Origin of the sequence: Roseitalea sp. MMSF_3546, from assembly GCF_030732865.1 — a bacterium.
Classification (GTDB): domain Bacteria; phylum Pseudomonadota; class Alphaproteobacteria; order Rhizobiales; family Rhizobiaceae; genus Roseitalea.
The window spans coordinates 15,878-36,176 of the sequence record NZ_JASHKB010000006.1 but is presented as its reverse complement, the minus strand read 5'-3'; the positions used below and the strand labels follow the sequence as shown (position 1 = coordinate 36,176).

Here is a 20,299-nt window from a genome sequence, read left to right as displayed (position 1 = left end):
GCGCCGGTCAGCCGAGCAGCCAAAGGCCGACGAGGCCGGCGCTGCCGACCACGATGCGCCACCAGGCAAACAGCGCAAATCCGTAGCGCGAGACGTAGTCGAGCAGCACGCGCACGACGATCACCGCCATGACGAAGGCGGTCGCGAAGCCGATGGCGATGATCACCGCGTCGTCCATGGTCAGGATGTCGCGGTTCTTGAACAGGTCGAGCGCGAAGGCGCCGGCCATGGTCGGCATCGCCAGAAAGAACGAGAACTCGGCCGCCGAGCGCTTGTCGGTGCCCATCAGAAGGGCGCCGGCAATGGTCGCTCCCGAACGCGATGTGCCCGGCACCAGCGCAAGGCATTGAAACAGCCCGATCTTCAGGCACAGCATGGGCGGGTAGTCCATCACGTCGTCATAGCGCGGCCTGAGCGGCATCCGGTCGATCCACAGCAGAATCACGCCGCCGACGATGAGCACGATGCAGATGAGAAGGGGCGTCTCGAACAGCACCGTCTTGATGAAGCCATGGGCGAGAAAGCCGATGAATGCCGCCGGCAGAAACGCGATCAGCACGCCGGCGACGAAACGCTGGGTCTTGGGGTCCTCGGGCAGGCGCAGCGCCATCTGCCACAACCGCGCGGCATAAACGCTCAAGATGGCGAGTATCGCGCCAAGCTGTATCAGCACCTCGAAGGTCTTGCCCGTCGACTCAAATCCCAGAAAGTGGCCGGCGAGGAGCAAATGGCCGGTCGAGGAGACCGGAATGAACTCGGTCAGCCCCTCGAGCACGCCGAGCATGGCGGCCTCGACAATGGTCTGTTCTGCCATGGCGGACTTTCTTCGGGGGGATCGGGCTCGAGCCTGGCTTCGGTGCAGGTTGCATAGCGCGGGCAAGGATGCGCTGCCAACCGTTCGGTGACATTGAACGGACCCTAGATCGTGATGGTTTACAAATCGCGTCGAAACGGCACGAAATGCGGCAGTGCGTCATCGGGATGCGGCGCCCGGTCCGTGCGCGACGCCCGTGCGATGCGCCGGCGCCCATGTCTGGCACGCAGTGGCAGCGCGCGCCTTGTCACGTGCATCGGCATCATTTTGCCGCGCGTCACGGTTGTGACCTTGCCGCGGGCGTTGCGTCCTTTTCGCGCGGCCTGGCGATTTTGCGACAGGATATGTCGCATTTGAAATGTTATTCGGCTATGCACATGGCGGCAATGCAAGCGCTTTGACAAAGCGTTTGGCGTGTTCAAAGCTAAGACATATGCAACGATCGTTCCGGGAGGCTGAAATGGCAATTCTCAAGCGCAATGGTAAACCGATGCCAGCGCATATCGAAAAGCTCGCTGACCAGGCAAAGGCGGGCAAGATGGATCGCCGCGAGTTCCTGGCGCTTGCGACCACGTTCGGGGCCAGCACCGCCGCCGCCTATTCCATGATCGGGCTGTCGGCGCCGACCCGCGCCATGGCGCAGGAGCCCAAGAAGGGCGGCTTCGTCACCATCGCGATGGATGTGCGCGAACTCAAGGATCCGCGCACCTTCGACTGGTCGCAGATGGGCAATGGCGCCCGCCAGTTCCTCGAGCCGCTGGTCAAATACACCAAGGACTACACCTTCGAGCCCAAGCTTCTGGAAAGCTGGGAGATCAATGACGACGCCACCGAATACACGCTCAATGTGCGTCGCGGCGCGACCTGGAACAATGGCGACCCGTTCACCGCGGACGACGTGATCTTCAACCTTCAGCGCTGGTGCGAGCGCGACGTCGAAGGCAACTCCATGGCCGCGCGCTTCGCCGTGCTGATCGACGAGGAGACGGGCAGGGCCGCCGAGGGCACGATCGTCAAGGTCGACGATCATACCGTCAAGCTGATGCTGCCGAGGCCCGACATCACGCTGATCGCCGGCATGACCGACTATCCCGGCCTTATCGTCCATCCCTCCTATGCCGAGACCGGCGAACTGGCGTCCAACCCGATCGGCACCGGCCCGTTCGAACTGGTTTCGTTCGCCGTGGGCGACAGGGCCGAGTACAAGCGCCGCGAGAACGGCTCCTGGTGGGGCGGCGAGGCACTGCTCGACGGTTTCGAATTCGTCGACTACGGCACCGATCAGTCGGCCGTCATCGCGGCCTTCGAGTCCGGCGAGGTCCATGCCAACTACGAATCGACCGGGGACTTCGTGGATATCTTCGAAAGCCTCGGCATGGTGACCTCGGAATCGGTGACCGGTGCCACCGTCGTCGTACGGACCAATGTCAACAACCCGCCTTATGACGACGAGCGCGTGCGCAACGCGCTTCAGCTGGCGGTCGACAACCGCGTGCCGCTGCAATTGGGGATCGCCGGCCGCGGCCAGGTGGCCGAGAACCACCATGTCGCTCCGATCCATCCCGAATATGCCGAGCTGCCGCCGATCGAACGCGACATCGAGGCCGCAAGGGCCCTGATGGAAGAGGCCGGCCAGATGGACTTCGAGCACGAGATCATCTCGATCGACGACGACTATCGCAAGAACACGACCGATGCGGTGGCCGCCCAGCTTCGCGAGGCCGGCTTCAAGGTCAAGCGCACCGTGTTGCCCGGTTCGACTTTCTGGAACGACTGGACGAAATACCCCTATTCGTCGACGAACTGGAACCATCGCCCGCTCGGCGTGCAGATCCTGGCGCTGGCCTATCGCACCGGGGAGGCCTGGAATGAGACGGGCTATTCGAACCCCGAGTTCGACGAGAAGCTGATCCAGGCGCTGGCGATCGCCGATGCCGACCAGCGGCGCGAGGTGATGGGCGAGATCGAGACGATCCTCCAGGATTCGGGCATCATCATCCAGCCGTACTGGCAGTCCCTCTACCACCATCACATCCCGGAACTGATGAACTACCACAAGCACCCGACCCACGAAGTGGATATGCACGGGGTATGGCTGGACGCCTGATCGCGACCGCCCTTGCGGGCGCATCCGGACACCCGGGTGCGCCCGTCACGCATAACGAGCCGACAATGACGGCCGCGGCCGACCTCTCGCGTCGGCGCCTTCGGGGAGAGCACATGTGATATCGTTCATCGCGCGCCGCGTGGGCATCATGGCTCTGACCATGCTGTGCCTGACCCTGGTGGTCTTCTTCCTGGTCAATCTCGATCCCAATCTGCGAAAGCTCGCCATCAGCCAGACCAATATGCGCGCCACCGACGCGCAGATCGAAAGCTGGCTCGAGCGCAACGGCTATCGCGACAATTTCTTCCTGCGCTACGGCCAATGGCTGGGCGTGGTGCAGAAGCAACCCAATATCGACCCGGCGACGGGCGAGGCCGTGCCGCGGTTCCGGTTTTGCGACGAGCCTGCCGAGGCGCGCTTTTCGGGCGTTCTGCAGGGCGATTTCGGCTGTTCGACACGCTTCAAGGTGCCGGTCGCCGAGCGGCTCGTGCCGGCGCTCCAGGCGACCGGCTGGCTCATGTTCTACGTGATGCTGGTGATGGTGCCCGGCGCGCTGATCGTCGGCGTGCTGGCGGGCATGCGCGAGGGTTCGCGCACGGATCGAAGCCTGTCGGTCGCCTCGATCGCCTCGACGGCGACGCCCGAATACGTCTCCGGCGTCATCTTCACGGTCATCTTCGCCTCATGGCTCGGCGTCCTCAACGGTTCGGCGGCGACGGCAACGCGCGAGGGCATAACATTCGTCAACTTCACCCTGCCGGTCATGACCATGGCGATCTACGGCATGGGCTATATCGCGCGCATGACGCGTGCCTCGATGGCCGAGGTGATGACCGCGCAATACATCCGCACCGCGCGGCTCAAGGGGCTTTCGTTCTCCAGCGTCGTCATCAAGCACGCGCTGCGCAACGCGCTGATCGCCCCGTTCACGGTGATCATGCTGCAGTTCCCCTGGCTGCTGACCGGCGTCGTCATCGTCGAGGCGATGTTCCGCTATCAGGGATTCGGCTTCCTTCTGGTCGAGGCGGCCAGCAACAACGACATCGATCTGCTGCTGGCCTGCGCGCTTGTGTCGGTCGTCGTCGTGCTGCTGACGCAGCTTCTGTCCGATGTCGGCTATGCCTTCCTCAACCCGCGCATTCGCGTATCCTGATCGGTCCGGAGACGACGCATGGAAACACTCTCCCCGACCCAGATCGTCATCGAGATCCTGATCCGGTTCTGGCCCGTGTGGGCGGCGATGATCATCGTGGGCACGCTGAGCTTTGTCTATCGGTCCCGCCTGGGCCTTTACGGTCAGCTCTACGATACCGGCGTCGGCATCGCCGGGCTGGCCTTCATCGGCTTCTGGCTGTTCAGCGCCCTGTTGGCCGGGGTTATCGCGCCGTTCGACCCCATCGGCGTCGTGCCGATCCTGAAGAACGCGCCGCCCGGCACGATCGATCCGGAGACCGGCCAGGCCTTTCTGCTCGGCGGCGACAAGCTGGCGCGGGACGTGTTCAGCCGTGTCGTCTACGGCTCGCAGATCGTGCTCATCATCGCCCCGGCGGCAACGGCCTTCGCGCTGATGGTCGGCATCACGCTGGGCCTGCCGGCGGGCTACTATGGCGGTCGCATCGACAGCCTGCTGTCGTTCCTCGCCAACCTGGTTCTGGCCTTCCCGGTGATCCTGCTGTTCTACCTGCTGGTCACGCCGGGCATCACCGAGACGGCGATCCCCTACACGCTGGCGGGGCTGTTCTTCATCTTCCCGATGATCTTCTTCGTGATGATGTTCTACACCCGCTACCAGGCGCGGCCGCAATTCATGTGGTCGGCGATCGCGGTGACCGTGGTCATCGGCACCTGGGTGTGGATTTCCCTGGTCTCGAACGATTTCGTCGTGCAGGCGCTGCGCAATAACGGGCTGGCCCCGGTGGCCGCCCTGTTCGACCTGCCCGTCTTCAAGATGCTGTCGATCGAACCGGGCCAGCTCAACATCTTCGTTGCCGTCGTGTTCGCCTCCAGCCCGGGCGTGTTCCGCATCACGCGCGGCCTGGTGATGGACATCAAGACGCGCGACTATGTCGCCGCCGGCCAGACAAGGGGCGAGGGGCCATGGTACATCATGCTGTGGGAAGTGCTGCCGAACGCGCGCGGGCCGTTGATCGTCGATGCGTGCCTGCGCATCGGCTACACGACGATCCTGCTGGGCACGCTGGGCTATTTCGGGCTGGGCATGCCGCCGGAAAGCCCCGACTGGGGGACGGCCATCAAGGATGGCTCGCAGCTTCTGCGCCTTTACGTCTGGCCCGCCCTGGTGCCCGCGGTGGCGCTGATGAGCTTCGTTCTGGGCCTGAACCTGCTCGCAGACGCGCTGCGCGAAGAATCGCTCAAGGACTGAGGTAGACGCGATGTCCGACGTGATCGAACCGGCAACCGAAACCGCACCCGCCCCGCAACCGGCGCCGAAGGGCGATGTCACGCCGATTCTCGAGATCGAGAACCTGCACATCTCCTTTTACACGCGCGCCGGCGAGATTCCGGCGGTCATGGACTATTCGTGCAAGGTCATGCCGGGCGAGGCGCTGGGCATTGTCGGCGAATCGGGCTGCGGCAAGTCGACGGTGGCGCTCGGGATCATGCGCGACATGGGCAATCGCGGGAAGATCAAGTCGGGAACGATCCGCTTCAAGGGCCGCGACATGGGCCAGATGAGCGACGCCGAACTGCGCGATCTGCGCGGCTCGAAGATCGCGATGATCTACCAGGAGCCCATGGCATCGCTCAACCCGGCCATGAAGGTCGCGCGCCAGCTCATGGAAGTGCCGATCATCCATGAAGGCATTTCGCAGGACAAGGCACGCAAGCGCGCCATGGAAATGCTGGAGGCGGTGCGCCTGCCCGACCCCAGGCGGCTGATGAACTCCTATCCGCACCAGCTTTCGGGCGGCCAGCAGCAGCGCGTGGTCATCGCCATGGCGCTGCTGTCGAACCCCGAACTGCTGCTGCTCGACGAGCCGACCACGGCGCTCGACGTGACGGTGGAGGCCGGCATTGTCGACCTGGTCAAGGATCTCAGCCGGCAGTTCGGCATGTCGATGCTGTTCATATCGCACAATCTTGGCCTGATCCTGGAGACCTGCGACCGCATCTCGGTGATGTATTCGGGCGAAGCGGTCGAGACCGGCCATGTGGAGGACGTGTTCGACCGCATGCGCCATCCCTATACGCAGGGGCTGTTCCGCTCGATCCCGCTGCCCGGCGCGGACAAGCACGCCCATCCGCTGATCGCCATTCCCGGCCAGTTGCCGCTGCCGCACGAACGGCCGGTCGGCTGCAATTTCGGCCCGCGCTGCCTGCACTTCAAGCAATCGGTATGCGATGCCGGGCCGATCCCGATGATCCCGGTCAAGGGCCATGAGGCCCACAACAGCCGCTGCGTGCGCTTTGAGGAGATCGACTGGGCCGCGCTGCCCGCCGACCACAAGCCGGTCGAGGCGATCGAACCGGGCGGGCCGGTGCTGCAGATCGATCGCCTGAAGAAATACTATGACGTTGCCGCCAACAAGATCTTCGGCGGCGGCGAAACCCGAACCGTCAAGGCCAATGAGGACATCTCCTTCGATGCCCGCGAGGCGGAGACGGTGGCTATTGTCGGCGAATCGGGCTGCGGGAAGTCGACGCTCGCCAAGGTGCTTCTGGGCCTTGAGACCGCAACCGAGGGCAAGGTCACGCTCGGCAATCGCGATATCGAGGCGATCGCGGTGCAAAATCGGGGGCCGGATCTGGTCTCGCAGATCCAGATGGTGTTCCAGAACCCGTTCGACACGCTCAATCCAAGCCACTCGGTGGGCAGCCAGATCATCCGCACACTGGAGAAGTTCAATGTCGGCAAGACACCGGCCGAGCGGCGCGAGCGCATGCTCGAGCTTCTCGACCTCGTCAAGCTGCCGCGCGCCTTCGAGACGCGCATGCCGCGCCAGCTCTCGGGCGGGCAGAAGCAGCGCATCGGCGTGGCGCGGGCCTTTGCCGGCGGCCCGCGCGTGGTGGTCGCCGACGAGCCGGTCTCGGCGCTCGACGTTTCGGTGCAGGCCGCGGTCACCGAACTGCTGATGGACATCCAGCGCGAATCGCGCACCACCATGCTGTTCATCAGCCATGACCTTTCCGTCGTGCGCTACATCGCCGACCGGGTGGTCGTGATGTATCTGGGCCATATCGTCGAGCAGGGGACGACCGACGAGATCTTCTCGCCGCCCTATCACCCCTATACCGAGGCGCTGCTGTCGGCCATTCCGATCGCCGACACATCGGTCGACAAGAAGCGGATCGTGCTCGAGGGCGACATTCCCTCCGCGCTCAAGCCGCCGCCGGGCTGCCCCTTCCAGACCCGCTGCCGCTGGAAGCAGAAGGTGCCGGGCAATCTGTGCGAGACGCAGGTGCCGCCGCAAGTGGAGTGGCAGCCGGGCCATTTCATGAAATGCCACCTGTCCGCGGACGACTTCAGGTCGATGGAGCCCGTGATCTCGTTCAAGCCGCGGCAGGACGAGGATCCGTCCAAGTCGGTCGATCTCGACAAGCCCAGGACGGTCGGTGCCCAGACCCGGGCGCGCGGCGAAATCGCCGAGGCGCGCGAGCATGCGCGGGCCGTCAGCGAACGCGGCGCGGCGAGGGGCGGGCCGACCAAGACGCTGGCGACGGGCGGCGCGGCGAGTTCGGGCGCGGTGAACGTCGCCGGCCAGCAGGCGGCCGGCGCGCGCCGTCCGGCCGAAGCGCGCCAGCGCGATCCGGCGCCGGCCGCAACGCCCGAGCCGGCCGGGGCCGCCGGCGCCGATGCCGCCCGGAAGGCCGAGGCGGAGGGCGGCACGCGGCCGCCGGCGATGGCGCGGCCCGCTGCGCCAGACGATCTCAAGCGCATTTCGGGGATCGGGCCGAAGATCGAGAACACGCTGAACGGGCTTGGCATCTTCACCTTCGCCCAGATCGCGCAATGGACCAGGGCCGAGCGCGGCTGGGTGGACGGCTATCTGAATTTCAAGGGCCGGATCGATCGCGAGGATTGGGTCGCCCAGGCCAGGGCGCTGGCCGGCGACACGGACGAAGACTGACGCGCCGGCCGGCTCGAGCCCGGGTCGCAGACGGCGCAAAGGGCCGTTTCAGCCGCCCGGCCGCGCGTTCACGCGCACCTTGGCCGAAACGATGTCGGCCCATTGCGGGTGCTTGTCGAACTGGGCCGCGGCAAAGGGGCAGACCGGTATCACTTTCGTGCCCGTTTGGCGCGCGTCGGCGATCAGTGCCTCAAGCAGGCGCAGGCCGGTGCCCGTGCCGCGAAAGACCTCCGGCACCTGGGTATGATCGATGATGATCAGCGCCGCGTTGACGCGGCTGTAGCTCATCTCGGCGATGGCGTTGCCGGGCGCCTCGATCACGTAGCGGCCCTTGGCGCCCTCGTCGATGTGCCGGACCGGCAGGGCTCCGATGTCGGCGAGCGCGGCCCGCACCGCATCGACAAAGCCCCGTATCGCGGCGACCTCTTCGTCGGTGATTTCGCTGCCGCCACGGTGCCAGAAGACGCGCGTGCTGGCGCCGGCGGCATCGAGCGCATCGATCAGCGCGCCGACCGTTTCGGCCGGCATGTCGGCGTCGGCGGCGCCGGCGGTGACAAGCACTTCGAGGCCGGCCAGCTCCGAATCGAAGCGCCTCTGGATGCCGGCGCGCGGATGCATCAGAACCGTGTGGCCGGGCCGGGTGTGGGCGCGGTCGAGCAGGCCGGCGATGGCGGATGCGCCGCTGCCATAGCCAAGCGCCACGACCGTCTCGCCAGGGCCCGATGCCGCCTGTGGCAATGGAAGGGTCTGCGGCAATGCGATGTGTTCGGCTTCCACAAAGGCCTCGGCGAGGTCGGCCAGCAGCGTCGCGGCGCGCCGATCGCCGCCGTCGTGGGTGAGGAGCACGGCACGCCGGCCCGTGCGTGGTTCGGTCGTTCGTTGCATCGCTGCCTCGCTCCTTCGTGCCCGCAGCGGTGACCATAAGCTGCAATCGGCTGCCGGGCATAGGCGTTGCGTGAACAGATCGACCCCTTGTGCCCGGACCGGTTCGGGTCAAGGCCGTGGGATTTGAACCAGGCCGGCCCGGCCACCGGTCGCGGGTTTGCGCGACCGGCAATCCTTGATGGCCAAAACCGGTCGAGCCGGTTCGGGTGGGTTGCGGCCGGCGGACGCCCACCGCGCCAAGGCGCTCGGCGTCGCCCCGCTGCGTGGCTCGCGCGCTCGGCCGGGCGGACCGTCGCGCCGGCCGGGCACCAGACGATGCGATCTCGCCACGGAAAGTCCAGGCCGGGCAAGGACGCTGAGCGCGGATGTCGCACGATCGTTGCGGGGTCTGCGGTGCTTGCCGGGACGGCCGTTGCGAGGCACGTCGCCCTGGTGCGATATCCCATACGGGCGATGATCCATGCCCGCTAACGATCACCCGCCTTTGCGCGCGCTGCGGTTCGCATGGACGATGGCCCTGCTTTCACCTTGCCCCGCCGGAAGGGCGATCTTGCCGCACGAGCCGGCGCTGGAAGCGGCTGGCCTCCGGTGCAGTTGCGGGGCAGGCGCATCGGCTGGCCGATTTTCATTTGCCGGTTCCGATGGGCTTTGATATGGACGAGCCGGTTGCACCCGTAGCTCAGCTGGATAGAGCGCCGCCCTCCGAAGGCGGAGGTCAGAGGTTCGAATCCTCTCGGGTGCGCCAATTTTCTCCACAATATCAGCATCTTAGAATTTTCCGCTCACCGAGAAATAGTGCTTACGCGGTGCTTACGTGGCAATTTCGCCTGAGTTGGCGGCTCACTCAGGCGTGCCGAAACGACCGTCGACCCGTTAAGCCTTGCTGCGCCTGTGGGTTCGAGTCTCGCGTAGCCCGCCCTGGGGCCTTCGCACGTCCTAGTGCGATCTTCTTACGCCACGCCCTGTCTTTGCCGCGCGCAGACGCCAGGAAGACGCTCTGGTCACGTTTCCTGGAGCCTATGTCGAAATCGCCCCCGCTCAAACGTCTCCTGCACGGAGCGCCATGCGCGCTTTGCGATCAACAGGAGACGGATCCATGACGACCCTCATCACCTTTGCCGCAGCCGGCACGGCGCTTGCCGGCATTGCCCTTGCCGCTGGCGTCCAAGCCGATGCGGCCGAATTCAAGCCCAAGGAAGAGCTGCAGGCTGCCCATGGCACCTATCGCAGCGCCGCGCCGGAGGAATGGTATGGCGGCTTCGGCACGCGCGAATTCACCTTTGCCGATGGCCGCTGGACGCTGACCTTCACCCACGCGCTCGATCCGGCCATGACCTTGCGTACCTTCCAGTTCCGCACCGGCGGCAATTTCGAGATTCGCCAGCCTTCGCCGGATGTCGAGGGCGCCTATCACGGCGTGTTCGGCGAGGATTGGAAGCACCTCACCTTGCTGACAGACAATCCCGAGATCGTCGCGGCGATGGGCATGGCCGGTTGCGGACTGACCACCAATCTGGAGACCGACATCTCGGAGACCGGCTGTGCCAACTGGAAGCCGGTCGCCGAATGCGGCGAGGACCACGATCTTTTCGCGATGGACGCGACGTCGGTCTATTTCGGGGTCCGGCCTGCCGACAACGACATGTGCACGCCCGACAAGGTGCCCACGGCACTGCTGCCGGCCGTTCCGGCATTCGCCGTCGCGGGCGCCACGCAATAGCCGGCCGGAATCCACACGACCCGGGACCGTTAGGCCGATCCCGGGTCCAATCGAGCGGAGAACCAGCATGAACAAGGTGATCATCGTCACCGGCGCATCGCGCGGTATCGGCAAGGCCGTCGCGGCGGCGCTTTCGGCCGCCGGCCATACCATAATCGGCACGAGCCGGACCGCGCCGGAACTGGAGCCGCTGGACGTAACCGATCCGGCTTCGGCCCAACGGCTTGTGCATGCCGTCCATGCCGAGCACCGCCGCATCGACGCCCTCGTCAACAATGCCGGCCGCGCCATGCTCGGCCCGCAGGAAGGCTTTGGCCCCGAGCAGGTCGCGGACGCCTTCGCCGTCAATGTCCTCGGCGCTATGAACGTCAACCGCGCCGTTTTGCCCCTCATGCGCGCGGCGGGAACGGGTCGACTGATCCACGTCTCGTCGGTGGTCGGATTTCTGCCCGCGCCGTTCATGGGCGTCTACGCGGCCACCAAACATGCGCTGGAAGGCTATGCGACGAGCCTTGACGAGGAATTGCGCGGCAGCGGCGTCCGCTCGCTGATCGTTCGGCCGGGCTTCATGCGCACGCCCATCGCCGACGGGACGGTGCATGGCGAACCGATGGACGGCTATGGCGACAGGCCGGCGCGCGTCGAGGCGGCGATCGCGCGGGCGTTTCAAACCGCCGACGATCCGGCCGTCGTCGGACGGCATGTCGCGCGCCTCATCGCCATGGCCCGCCCGCCGGCGATCTCGGCGGCCGGACGCGAGGCGAAGACGCTTGAGCAAATGGCGCGGCTGTTGCCGCGCGCGGCGCTGCTCGGCGGCATGCGCCGCCAGATGGGCCTTGGAAGCTCCTGAATTCCGTCCCGCAATGTAGAAATTGGCCCGGCCCGCACGTCATGGGGGTGGCCGAGGGCAACCGGAGCCGGCAACCAGCTTCAAACCGTGATAGGACACACCATGCAATACATCATCATGAACTACACTCCGCCCGCCGATCACCCCGATGCGCAATCGGTGCGCGATGCCGCCGATGGCGAGGTTTGGGGCGCCTATACGAAAGCGCTGGTCGAGGCCGGCATTCTGGTCGGCGGCGAGGCACTGCACCCGTCGGCGACGGCAACGACGCTGCGGGTGCGAGACGGCAGCCGCGACGTCCAGGACGGTCCCTATGCCGACACCAAGGAGCAGCTCGGCGGCTTCTATGTGATCGACGTTCCCGATCTCGACACCGCGCTCGAATGGGCGGCGCGCAACCCGGCCGCCGCGAGCGGCGCGGTCGAAGTCCGTCCGGTGATCACGCGCAGCCAATGAGCGAGGCGCGCCGGCAGATCGAGCGCGTTGCGCGCCTTTCCTATGGCCGGCTTGTGGCGATTCTCTCGGCGCGGCTGGGTTCGCCCCACCGCGCCGAGGAGATGCTGGCCGAGAGCCTCTTGGCGGCGCTCGAAACCTGGCCTGAGCGCGGCGTACCGGACAACCCGGAAGGCTGGCTGCTCAAGACCGCACGGCGAAAGGCAATCGATGCCTGGCGGCGCGAAGCGACGGCCCATGCCGGCCAACAGGAGATCATCGCAATGATCGAGGAACGCACAGCGCAAGTCGGCGACGGCGCCGCCGACCCGCGCCTCAATCTCATGTTCGTGTGCGCCCATCCGGCGATCGACGCGGCCATTCGCGCGCCCCTGATGCTGCAGCTCGTGCTGGGGCTCGATGCGCGCCGCATGGCATCGGTCTTCCTTGTTGCGCCGGGCACACTGGGCCAGCGGCTGACCCGCGCCAAGGCCAAGATCGAAACGTCAGCCATTGGGTTCGAACTGCCTGACGAGGCTGATCGGCCGGCGCGGGTCGCCGATGTACTCGATGCCATCTATGCTGCCTACGCGGTCGGCTACAACGGCATGCCGGCCGGCGACCGCAAGGCCGCCGACCTGACCCAGGAAGCGATCTGGCTGGTCAGCCTGATCTGCGCCGAACTGCCCGGGGAAGCCGAGGCGCACGGACTGTTTGCGACCATGTTGTTCGCCGAGGCCCGCCGTCCGGCCCGGCTCGATCCGCAAACCGGTGCCCTCGTGCCGCTCGGCCGGCAGGATCCGGCCAATTGGAACGCTCGCCTGCTGGACGACGCTGAGCGCGCGCTCGCCAATGCCGCGCGCCATGCCAGTCTCGGCCGCTATCAGCTCGAGGCGGCGATCCAGGCGGTGCACGCGGCGCGACGGCGCACCGCCGAAACCGACTGGGACGAACTGGAACGGCTCTATCGCGGCCTTGTCGCCATCGCGCCGACGATCGGCGCGCGGACCGGCCACGCGGCGGTGCTGATCGAGGCGGCTGGGCCGGAGACGGCGCTCGATGCGCTCGATGCCATGCCCGAAGTACAGCGCCGTTCCTACCAGCCCTGGTGGGCGACCCGCGCCCATGCCCTGGCACGATTGGGGCACAAGGCCGATGCGCACGAGGCCTTCGCCCGTGCCATCGGGCTCAGCGATGACGAGGCGGCCCGCCGCTATCTCTGGACGCAGGCCGACATGCTTAGGCCCCGTTGAGCGCGGGTTGCGGTGCGGCCGGCGGCAGCGCGCGGCAAAAAAACTCAACGCCTGTCGATTGGCCAAAGGTCCGTTCGTCATGGGGTGAGAGCGCACGTGCTCTCGTCCCCGATGAAAGGGGGGAAACCAAGATATTGATGCAAATTCTGGCGGGTTCGGTTGCGGTGATTGCCGTGCTCGCCGCCTCGACGCTGCTGCTTCCGCGACAGGTTCATGTCGAGCGGCAGGCGCTGATCGACGCCGACGCCCAAGCCGTGCTGGCGCTCGCCGCCTCCGGTGAGGGCTATCAGCGCTTCAACCCTTACAAGTCCACCGATCCGGACCTGTCGATCACGCTGTTCGGCCCCGCATCGGGTGTCGGATCGGGCTTCCACTTCGCCGGCAAGGACGGCAAGGGAAGCCAGACCGTCGCCGCGGTCACCGGCGATGCCGTGCACTACCAGATCGATCTTGGCCCGATGGGCAAGCCGCTGCAGACCATCCGCGCCGAGCCGAAAGACGGCGGCGCCCATGTCACATGGTCGATGCAGGCCGATATGGGCTTCAATCCGATCGGCCGGGTGATGGGCCTTTTCATGGACCGCATGGTCGGCCCGACCTTCGAGCGCGGCCTTGCCAATCTTCAAACCGCAGCCTAACCGCATCCCAAGGGAGACAGACCGATGCGCTACACTTTTCTTCTTTATTCCGACCCCGCCGACTTCGCCGACCTGACCCAGGAGGACTGGGCCGCCATGCAGGAGGTCTATGGCGCCTATATCGGCGCGCTCAAGGAGGCGGGCGTCTTTGTCGACACCGACTGGCTGCAACCCGTCGAAACCGCGACGACGCTCAGCCTGAAGACCGGCAGCAAGACCGTGCAGGACGGCCCGTTCGCCGACACCAAGGAGACGCTGGGCGGCTATTTCGTCATCGACGTGCCCGATCTGGACGCCGCCATGGCCTGGGCCGAAAAATGCCCTGCCGCCAAGGGCGGCAAGGTCGAGATCCGCGCCTCCGCCATGGGCGGCGCATGAGCGACGCGGCCCGCGCCGCCGAAGGCGCGGCGCGGGCATCCTACGGCAAGCTGATCGCCATCCTGGCCAAGCGCAGCGGCGACATTGCCGGCGCCGAGGATGCGCTGGCCGACGCTTTCGCCAAGGCCCTCAGGAGCTGGCCGGAAACCGGTGTGCCGGACAATCCCGAAGCCTGGCTTTTGACCGCGGCCCGGAACCGGCTGACCGACACGCAAAGGCGGCTTCTGCGCTTTCCCGAAACGGATGCGATCCCCGACATGCCCGAGCCCGTGCGCGAAAACCGATCCCTGCCCGACGAGCGGCTGTCGCTGATGCTGGTCTGCGCCCATCCGGCGCTGCCGGCCGACCTGCACACGCCGCTCATGCTACAGACCGTGCTCGGCGTCGAGGCGGCCGACATTGCCCGCGCCTTCGTCGTCACACCGTCGGCCATGGCGCAGCGGCTGGTCCGAGCCAAGCGCAAGATCAGGGATGCGCGCATCCCCTTTCAGATCCCGGATGAGCCCGATCTGCCCGAGCGGCTCGGAGCGGTGCGCGAGGCGATCTATGCCGCCCATGCGCTGGACTGGCTGGCACCAAGCGATGCGCTCGGCCAGGAGGCGCTCTACCTTGCCGATCTGTTGCGCCATCTGGCGCCGGACGATGCCGAGGCACACGGGCTCGCCGCGCTGATCGCCTTCGGCCATGCGCGGCGCCATGCGCGCGTTCGCGACAATGTGTTCGTGCCGCTCGACGAGCAGGACGCAATGCTGTGGGACGGGCGGCTGATCGTCTTTGGCCAGACCGCGCTGGCCGACGCGCAACGGCTCGCCGCACCCGGCCGGTTCCAGATCGAGGCGGCGATCCAGGGTCTGCATCTGGACCGCGCCAAGACCGGCCGGATCGACTGGCTGGCGCTCGACAAGCTCTACTACGCGTTGGACAGCGTCAGCCCGTCGCTGGGCGCGTCCGTCGCCCGCATCGTTGTGCAAGCCGAACGCCATGGCCCGCGGGCCGCTCTGGATGCGCTCTCGCGGCTCGATGGAAGGACTGTGCACGCGTTCCAGCCCTTCTGGACCGCACGCGGCAAGTTTCTCGCCGATCTCGGTGACACCGCAAGGGCCATAGAGGCTTATGAAAAGGCCCTCTCGCTCACCGTCGAACCGCCGCTCAGGCGCTATTTGGAGGCGCTGCTCGACACGATTGATCCAAGCCGAGAACGAGGCCGGTCCTTGTAGCCAACCCACCGCCGCACTGCTGTGCGGAAAGCAACGCGAACGAGCCGATCCTGCATCCAGCGCGGTCGGGTGGTTCTCCCGCAAAAGCAAGGACTGCGGCGACCTATTCGGGACGCGATTGCTCAAGAGTGATCTCAGCGGGAAGCGCTGACGCCCCGATGCCGAGGATGTAGTCGATCGTTGCCAGCAGATCGGCCATGGCGATGGGCACTTGCTCGCCGAAGCGTCCTTCGGCGATGTCGTCTTCCACCTCGGGCGTCACCACATTGCCCGGACTGATCACGCGGATCCCGATGCATTGGTTCCGCTGTGACAGCGTCAAAGCCTGCGCAGCTCTTTGCAGGCCGAACTTGGAGGCCGTGTTCGCCACTTCAGGCGACGCCCGGTTCGGAAGGCCGGAGAGCGCACCCATCTTCGCCAGCCACCCACGTGATCTTCGCGGTCGAGGAAAAAAGGTTTGCTCCGTGAGCGGATCCACTGCCTTTCCAGCAACGGCCGCAGTGGCAGAGCAAGAAGTGTTCAAACTCTCCGCGAACCTCGTAGCGTACATCGCCGCAGAGACATGATCCCTGGTGCATCTTCTCCAACCTTGAGGCCTCCGCTTCTTTCTATAGCTGGTGATACATAATCGGATATCGCGGGTGGCGAACAGAGGGGAAGGGCCAATCACCGTCATAGTGCTACACTCTTGGTGAGACTTCAGCTCTCGGCTGGGAGCTTGGCGTTGATCGGTAGCACGAAGTCCCTGTCGGCCGTCACCATCCCCTTTTTCGACGCGAGCGGATAGTGGTCGTAGCCTTGCAGTGCCATACTGAACAGAGGCTGTTCTGCGCCAGGCATGGCTTGGTGTTACGGCATCTTATTGAAGTTGTCCGCGAACGGAGCGTGATAGTCGGGTCCGAATGCAAGCGCGGTCTGCAAAAGGCCTCGCGGGTTCATGCCATCGAGTTATCCTCGGCTTGTCGCGACCAGATCAGCCGATCGACCTAAGAGCAGCGCAGCACCAGCAAGATCATGGCCGCCTTAAGGCTGGCAACGCCCTGGACCGGTAGATCGACTGGTCGCGGCGCTCCTGCTTGGACCCGGTCGCAGTGCCCACGCATCATCTGCTTCGACCAGACCGCTACGCTGGTTTCGGCGCAGATCGCGTCAAAGTCCGCGTCACGGTCGACGCCCTATGCACTTGGCTCGATCTCTCCACGGCGCAAGTAGCTGTAGACGACGGGCGATACTATGACCTGCGGCCCTCCCGACTAGCGACTGCACAGCCGCAGATCCTTGCCAGGCGCCCGCTGGGGCAGCATGAAACCTTGGGGCGCTGGCCGGCAGCGCGGCAAGAGTGCTCTCCTACGGACCGATGCAGGATTCCTCTTCTGGCGATTTAATCGCCATAGCGAGAAGGAAGACATCACATCGAAACCTGCTCAATTCTCGTTATTATCGACAGATCGCCGATGCGACAAATGCTGCGACAGCCAATTTACGAACGTAAGTGCCTCCTGTGTCGGGTGCTTGCTTGTCAAAGCGACATACTCGTGTCCTGAAGGCTGAAATCCGAGTGGTGCTATCAGCCGTCCGGCCTCCAGGTCGTCTTCAACCAGAACTCTTGGCGCTATCGCCATACCCAAACCGACGGTCGCTGCCTCCAGCATAAAGTAGAAGTGCTCGAATTCCTGGCCGCCTCCCATCGGTGTCAAACCGTTCCGAACAAACCAGTCGGGCCAGGCCGAGATCCTTGTTCTGGTGTGAATACGCGGAATACTTGCAATGTCCTGCCAGCTCGAGACCTTCGGATGTGAAGCTAACCTTGGACTTACAACTGGTCCGATTTCTTCCTTGAACAGCGGCGTCACCATTGACTGACCCCAAGGGCCGCTGCCCACCCGAATCGCGACATCGAAGCGCTGCCGAGCGAAATCAACCGGTGCATCGTCCGCCGTCATTCTGACTTCGATGTCAGGGTGTCGGCTCTGGAAATCGAACAGTATTGGTATCAACCAGCGCATGGCAAGCGTGCTAAGGCACGAGAGGTCCAACTGTCGCTGCTCTCGCCGAAGCATCTGGTCAATGGCTCTTTCCAGTCGATCGAATGCATCCTGAAGACCGGGCTGCAGGTCCTGCGCTGCCTTGGTCGGAACCAGCTTGTTTCGCGGGCCTTCGAACAGACTGACGCCCAGGCGGTCTTCCAGGGCACGCACCTGGCGACTGACCGCACCGTAGGTCACGCCCAACTCGTCGGCTGCCAGCTTCATCTGGCCCAGGCGCATAGTCGCTTCAAATGCGCGCAATGCGTTGAGTGGCAGCATGCTGCGCTTCATGTGCAGTTTTCTCACAAACTATGGGAGAAAGTATCGTTTTTCAGGTGTCTGCGTCTTAGCGATAAGACCTTATGGCACATAAGTTGGCAATCAAGCGTACCAACCAACTGAATCTGGTGCGCACGCTTGGGGCAAGGCTCTGGATCTGGCGTCGAAACTTCACAAGCCGTCGAGCGCTCGAAGCTCTCGACCCGACCCGTCTCGAGGACATCGGGATTAGCGAGCACCAGCGAAGGGTGGAAGCATCAAAGCCGTTCTGGTGCTAGGCATGGAAGCGCACGTCTTTCTCGCCCTGCTTCTTGCGGCTGCCCTTCACGCGGGATGGAACTCAGTTGTGAAGCTGGGGCTGGACCGAGCGTCGACTGTTCTGTTGCTGGCGCTTGTTCAGGCAATAATCAGCATTCCTTTGCTTCCGTTCGTAACTCAGCCAGCAACTGAAGCTTTGCCATGGATTTGCGTCGCAGCCGCGCTTCATACGGGATACAAGATATTTCTGGTCAAAGCCTATGAAACGGCAGATCTGAGTGTTGCCTACCCGCTCGCTCGTGGGACCGCTCCTTTGATCGTCACTGCTTTCTCAGTAGCTTTCCTTGGCGTTGTCCTGCCGGTGACCTCACTGCTTGCTATTGTTGTGATCTCTCTCGGTATTTTCCTAATGGCTGCAAAGGGAGCGGCAACGGGAAGGCTTGCAGGTCGGCCGCTGTTTTTTGCAATCGCCACAGCAGCTTTCACCGCAAGCTACACACTTGTTGATGGCATAGGTGCACGGATCGCCGGGACGGCTTCCGGGTTCATCCTTTGGATGGTCGTCGGTGACGCTGTGGGAATGGTCGTCCATGCGACGTGGACTCGTGGAACAGCCGCGTTTCCGGCGCTGCTGCCGGCGTGGAAGGCGGGTCTCGCTGCCGGGGCGATGTCGCTCGGGTCCTACTGGATCGCTATGTGGGCATTCACCCAGGCGCCTATCGCACTCGTTGCTGCTCTCAGGGAGTCGAGCATCCTGTTCGCCGTATTGATCGCAGCTTTCGTTATCCGAGAACCGGTCAGTCGATGGCGATGGGCATCCGCAGGAGCAATAGCATTTGGCGTTGCTTTGATGAAAACCTGACGTTCTACGTGTGCGAGTGGGGAACCGAGTTTTGCTCTTGGCTCCCAAACTGATCATTGGCTTCTTTTGCAACCGCCCAGTTCGCCTCGACCAACCCCCGACTCGCGGTCATGCCACCGCCACGCGCCATTCGGCGCTTGGATGCCAGTCAACCGCAGCAAATGAGAGAGAGCGAGTTGAGCGGTCAGTATCTCCTGGCGCGTAACCGTCCACAATACCCGGCGAATGCCATTCCACCTTGGAGAATTCAGCCATTGCTTGCGGGCATACGCGCTCGAGGCGTTCATCGACCTGATTGTCGCTTTTCGGTGCGCGGAATTGGCATCTGAGGCGCGGTCGGCGGCCTCGTAGGCCATCCCATCCTCCCGATGACCGCCGAACCGAACAGGCGCTGGTGCAACAGGGCGGCCATGATATGCGCGATAAGCAACGTCCCCAGTAGCGTGCCAGCGCCCTGATGGAAGAGTCGGGCGGCGTTGGCCATGTCCGAATTGAACGGAAGGGCCGGAAGCGACACGACACCGAATAGGACCGGCGCGAAGTCGAGGAAGGCCAGCTTGGCATAGCCGCTGAATGGCAGGGCAATAAGCAGCGCATAGAGCGCCGCGTGGACAAGTTGCACAGCTCGGCGCGCCGCGCGCGACATTGAGCCCGGTAGTGCGGGCGCACCCTGCCGCGCGCGAGCCGCGATGCGTGCAAGGGTCAGCACGAGGATCAGGGCGCCAAAAGAGATATGGGCCTGAACAACGGCTTCGGCGAGGCTCGGGTATTGCTCATAGGCCACGGCGTTGACCAGCGCGAACGCGATCTGCGCGAGGATCAGGATCGCTGTCAGCCAGTGGATCAGACGGATCGCAACCGGATAGACCGTCACCACGCCGCTCCGTCGCGATAGACGTCGAGCGCGCAGGGCGACCGGCCGCCCCGGCCGCATTCGAAATCGGACAGGCCATGGCCGGCGGCAGCAGCCCTTATGGCGGGCAGCGTGAAGGTCAGATCGGTCTCGGCGGCGCGCGCATGGCACGACAGGCAGGAGGCTTTCGGGCCGGTGGCAAGATCAATCCGCCCCGTCCCGCTGAGTGATCCATACTGCCACCGGCCACCGGCCTTGAGCTTGTGAAATACCGTACCGACCCGATCGGGCCGGTGATAGGTCTCCATCAGGATGCGCGTGCCTTCGGGCAGCGGGGCATCGGCTTGGACGGCTGCGAGCACCTCCGGCGCGATAAGCATGCGCCGGAAACTGCCGTCCGTCCGCCGGACGATGGCGTAGGCAACAAAGTCCTCGCCATAGCGCTCGACGGTTGCAAGGGGTACGGTCGCCGGTTCGTTGCCGACGGATGCATCGGCGCCGCTGTTGCCGAACGGGACGAGAGCGATCACCAGCATGGCCAGCAGCAGATATCCGGCGACGAGTGCGAGCGGAACGGGCTTCATGGCGTGTCCTTTCGAGAACGGGCGCACGCCGCCCGCACGGGGCGGGCTGCGT

The 20,299-nt window shown here is 64.8% G+C and carries 18 protein-coding genes and 1 tRNA gene; 13 read left to right on the top strand and 6 right to left on the bottom strand.

The window, feature by feature from the left end:
- Positions 1–7: 7 nt before the first annotated feature.
- Positions 8–814, bottom strand: a complete 807-nt coding sequence (locus RBB34_RS06730) for an undecaprenyl-diphosphate phosphatase (RefSeq protein ID WP_306118430.1) — start codon at positions 812–814, stop codon at positions 8–10.
- 460 nt (positions 815–1,274) lie between these two features.
- Here RBB34_RS06730 and RBB34_RS06725 point away from each other — a divergent pair, with 460 nt between their 5' ends.
- From RBB34_RS06725 to RBB34_RS06710, 4 genes are all read left to right on the top strand, one after another.
- Complete coding sequence (locus RBB34_RS06725) at positions 1,275–2,921, top strand: ABC transporter substrate-binding protein (RefSeq protein ID WP_306118429.1); 1,647 nt, start codon at positions 1,275–1,277, stop codon at positions 2,919–2,921.
- A 115-nt stretch (positions 2,922–3,036) separates the two neighbouring features.
- Positions 3,037–4,074: an ABC transporter permease gene (locus tag RBB34_RS06720; protein WP_306118428.1), complete on the top strand. Its 1,038-nt coding sequence runs from the start codon at positions 3,037–3,039 to the stop codon at positions 4,072–4,074.
- An 18-nt stretch (positions 4,075–4,092) separates the two neighbouring features.
- Positions 4,093–5,304 (top strand): ABC transporter permease, encoded by a 1,212-nt coding sequence (locus RBB34_RS06715; protein WP_306118427.1) that lies wholly within the window; start codon positions 4,093–4,095, stop codon positions 5,302–5,304.
- A 10-nt stretch (positions 5,305–5,314) separates the two neighbouring features.
- Entirely contained in the window at positions 5,315–8,011 is a 2,697-nt protein-coding gene (locus RBB34_RS06710; protein WP_306118426.1) for a dipeptide ABC transporter ATP-binding protein, read from the top strand.
- Between the two features lie 48 nt (positions 8,012–8,059).
- On the opposite strand, the gene RBB34_RS19850 is transcribed toward RBB34_RS06710, so the two are convergent.
- Positions 8,060–8,896, bottom strand: coding sequence for an N-acetyltransferase (locus tag RBB34_RS19850; protein WP_346432530.1), 837 nt, complete (start codon positions 8,894–8,896; stop codon positions 8,060–8,062).
- Between the two features lie 668 nt (positions 8,897–9,564).
- Here RBB34_RS19850 and RBB34_RS06700 point away from each other — a divergent pair.
- The 8 genes from RBB34_RS06700 to RBB34_RS06665 all read left to right on the top strand — a co-directional run bounded on the left by RBB34_RS06700 (position 9,565) and on the right by RBB34_RS06665 (position 15,384).
- Positions 9,565–9,641 (top strand) — tRNA-Arg (locus RBB34_RS06700).
- A gap of 351 nt (positions 9,642–9,992) precedes the next feature.
- Positions 9,993–10,616: a hypothetical protein gene (locus RBB34_RS06695; RefSeq protein ID WP_306118425.1), complete on the top strand. Its 624-nt coding sequence runs from the start codon at positions 9,993–9,995 to the stop codon at positions 10,614–10,616.
- A gap of 67 nt (positions 10,617–10,683) precedes the next feature.
- The gene (locus tag RBB34_RS06690; protein ID WP_306118424.1) at positions 10,684–11,466 is read left to right on the top strand and encodes an SDR family NAD(P)-dependent oxidoreductase; all 783 of its coding nucleotides are present in this window, start codon (positions 10,684–10,686) and stop codon (positions 11,464–11,466) included.
- A gap of 102 nt (positions 11,467–11,568) precedes the next feature.
- Positions 11,569–11,922: a YciI family protein gene (locus tag RBB34_RS06685; protein ID WP_306118423.1), complete on the top strand. Its 354-nt coding sequence runs from the start codon at positions 11,569–11,571 to the stop codon at positions 11,920–11,922.
- Positions 11,919–13,151 carry a DUF6596 domain-containing protein gene (locus tag RBB34_RS06680; RefSeq protein ID WP_306118422.1) on the top strand — a complete coding sequence of 411 codons (1,233 nt, stop codon included), beginning with the start codon at positions 11,919–11,921 and terminating at the stop codon, positions 13,149–13,151. The genes RBB34_RS06685 and RBB34_RS06680 overlap by 4 nt, the downstream gene beginning before the upstream one ends.
- 137 nt (positions 13,152–13,288) lie before the next feature.
- Positions 13,289–13,789, top strand: a complete 501-nt coding sequence (locus RBB34_RS06675; protein ID WP_306118421.1) for an SRPBCC family protein — start codon at positions 13,289–13,291, stop codon at positions 13,787–13,789.
- Between the two features lie 24 nt (positions 13,790–13,813).
- Complete coding sequence (locus RBB34_RS06670; RefSeq protein WP_306118420.1) at positions 13,814–14,167, top strand: YciI family protein; 354 nt, start codon at positions 13,814–13,816, stop codon at positions 14,165–14,167.
- Positions 14,164–15,384: a DUF6596 domain-containing protein gene (locus RBB34_RS06665; RefSeq protein WP_306118419.1), complete on the top strand. Its 1,221-nt coding sequence runs from the start codon at positions 14,164–14,166 to the stop codon at positions 15,382–15,384. Before RBB34_RS06670 ends, RBB34_RS06665 begins: the two co-directional genes overlap by 4 nt.
- 103 nt (positions 15,385–15,487) lie before the next feature.
- Here the strand turns inward: RBB34_RS06665 and RBB34_RS06660 are convergent, their stop codons facing one another.
- Both RBB34_RS06660 and RBB34_RS06655 read right to left on the bottom strand, forming a co-directional pair.
- Positions 15,488–15,796 carry a hypothetical protein gene (locus RBB34_RS06660; protein WP_306118418.1) on the bottom strand — a complete coding sequence of 103 codons (309 nt, stop codon included), beginning with the start codon at positions 15,794–15,796 and terminating at the stop codon, positions 15,488–15,490.
- A gap of 1,012 nt (positions 15,797–16,808) precedes the next feature.
- Positions 16,809–17,702 (bottom strand): LysR substrate-binding domain-containing protein, encoded by an 894-nt coding sequence (locus RBB34_RS06655; protein ID WP_306118417.1) that lies wholly within the window; start codon positions 17,700–17,702, stop codon positions 16,809–16,811.
- A 268-nt stretch (positions 17,703–17,970) separates the two neighbouring features.
- Between RBB34_RS06655 and RBB34_RS06650 the strand changes: the two genes are divergently transcribed.
- Positions 17,971–18,810 (top strand): DMT family transporter, encoded by an 840-nt coding sequence (locus RBB34_RS06650; protein WP_306118416.1) that lies wholly within the window; start codon positions 17,971–17,973, stop codon positions 18,808–18,810.
- A 283-nt stretch (positions 18,811–19,093) separates the two neighbouring features.
- On the opposite strand, the gene RBB34_RS06645 is transcribed toward RBB34_RS06650, so the two are convergent.
- Both RBB34_RS06645 and RBB34_RS06640 read right to left on the bottom strand, forming a co-directional pair.
- Entirely contained in the window at positions 19,094–19,684 is a 591-nt protein-coding gene (locus RBB34_RS06645; protein WP_306118415.1) for a cytochrome b/b6 domain-containing protein, read from the bottom strand.
- Positions 19,681–20,247, bottom strand: coding sequence for a hypothetical protein (locus RBB34_RS06640; protein WP_306118414.1), 567 nt, complete (start codon positions 20,245–20,247; stop codon positions 19,681–19,683). Before RBB34_RS06640 ends, RBB34_RS06645 begins: the two co-directional genes overlap by 4 nt.
- Positions 20,248–20,299: the final 52 nt, after the last annotated feature.

Coding starts and splice junctions, on each gene's coding strand:
- RBB34_RS06655 (WP_306118417.1), bottom strand. CDS start 17,702: ATGAAGCGCAGCATGCTGCCACTCAACGCATTGCGCGCATTTGAAGCG.
- RBB34_RS06730 (WP_306118430.1), bottom strand. CDS start 814: ATGGCAGAACAGACCATTGTCGAGGCCGCCATGCTCGGCGTGCTCGAG.
- RBB34_RS06660 (WP_306118418.1), bottom strand. CDS start 15,796: ATGGGTGCGCTCTCCGGCCTTCCGAACCGGGCGTCGCCTGAAGTGGCG.
- RBB34_RS06640 (WP_306118414.1), bottom strand. CDS start 20,247: ATGAAGCCCGTTCCGCTCGCACTCGTCGCCGGATATCTGCTGCTGGCC.
- RBB34_RS06650 (WP_306118416.1), top strand. CDS start 17,971: ATGGAAGCGCACGTCTTTCTCGCCCTGCTTCTTGCGGCTGCCCTTCAC.
- RBB34_RS06685 (WP_306118423.1), top strand. CDS start 11,569: ATGCAATACATCATCATGAACTACACTCCGCCCGCCGATCACCCCGAT.
- RBB34_RS06680 (WP_306118422.1), top strand. CDS start 11,919: ATGAGCGAGGCGCGCCGGCAGATCGAGCGCGTTGCGCGCCTTTCCTAT.
- RBB34_RS06670 (WP_306118420.1), top strand. CDS start 13,814: ATGCGCTACACTTTTCTTCTTTATTCCGACCCCGCCGACTTCGCCGAC.
- RBB34_RS06695 (WP_306118425.1), top strand. CDS start 9,993: ATGACGACCCTCATCACCTTTGCCGCAGCCGGCACGGCGCTTGCCGGC.
- RBB34_RS06725 (WP_306118429.1), top strand. CDS start 1,275: ATGGCAATTCTCAAGCGCAATGGTAAACCGATGCCAGCGCATATCGAA.
- RBB34_RS19850 (WP_346432530.1), bottom strand. CDS start 8,896: ATGCAACGAACGACCGAACCACGCACGGGCCGGCGTGCCGTGCTCCTC.
- RBB34_RS06665 (WP_306118419.1), top strand. CDS start 14,164: ATGAGCGACGCGGCCCGCGCCGCCGAAGGCGCGGCGCGGGCATCCTAC.
- RBB34_RS06690 (WP_306118424.1), top strand. CDS start 10,684: ATGAACAAGGTGATCATCGTCACCGGCGCATCGCGCGGTATCGGCAAG.
- RBB34_RS06710 (WP_306118426.1), top strand. CDS start 5,315: ATGTCCGACGTGATCGAACCGGCAACCGAAACCGCACCCGCCCCGCAA.
- RBB34_RS06715 (WP_306118427.1), top strand. CDS start 4,093: ATGGAAACACTCTCCCCGACCCAGATCGTCATCGAGATCCTGATCCGG.
- RBB34_RS06675 (WP_306118421.1), top strand. CDS start 13,289: ATGCAAATTCTGGCGGGTTCGGTTGCGGTGATTGCCGTGCTCGCCGCC.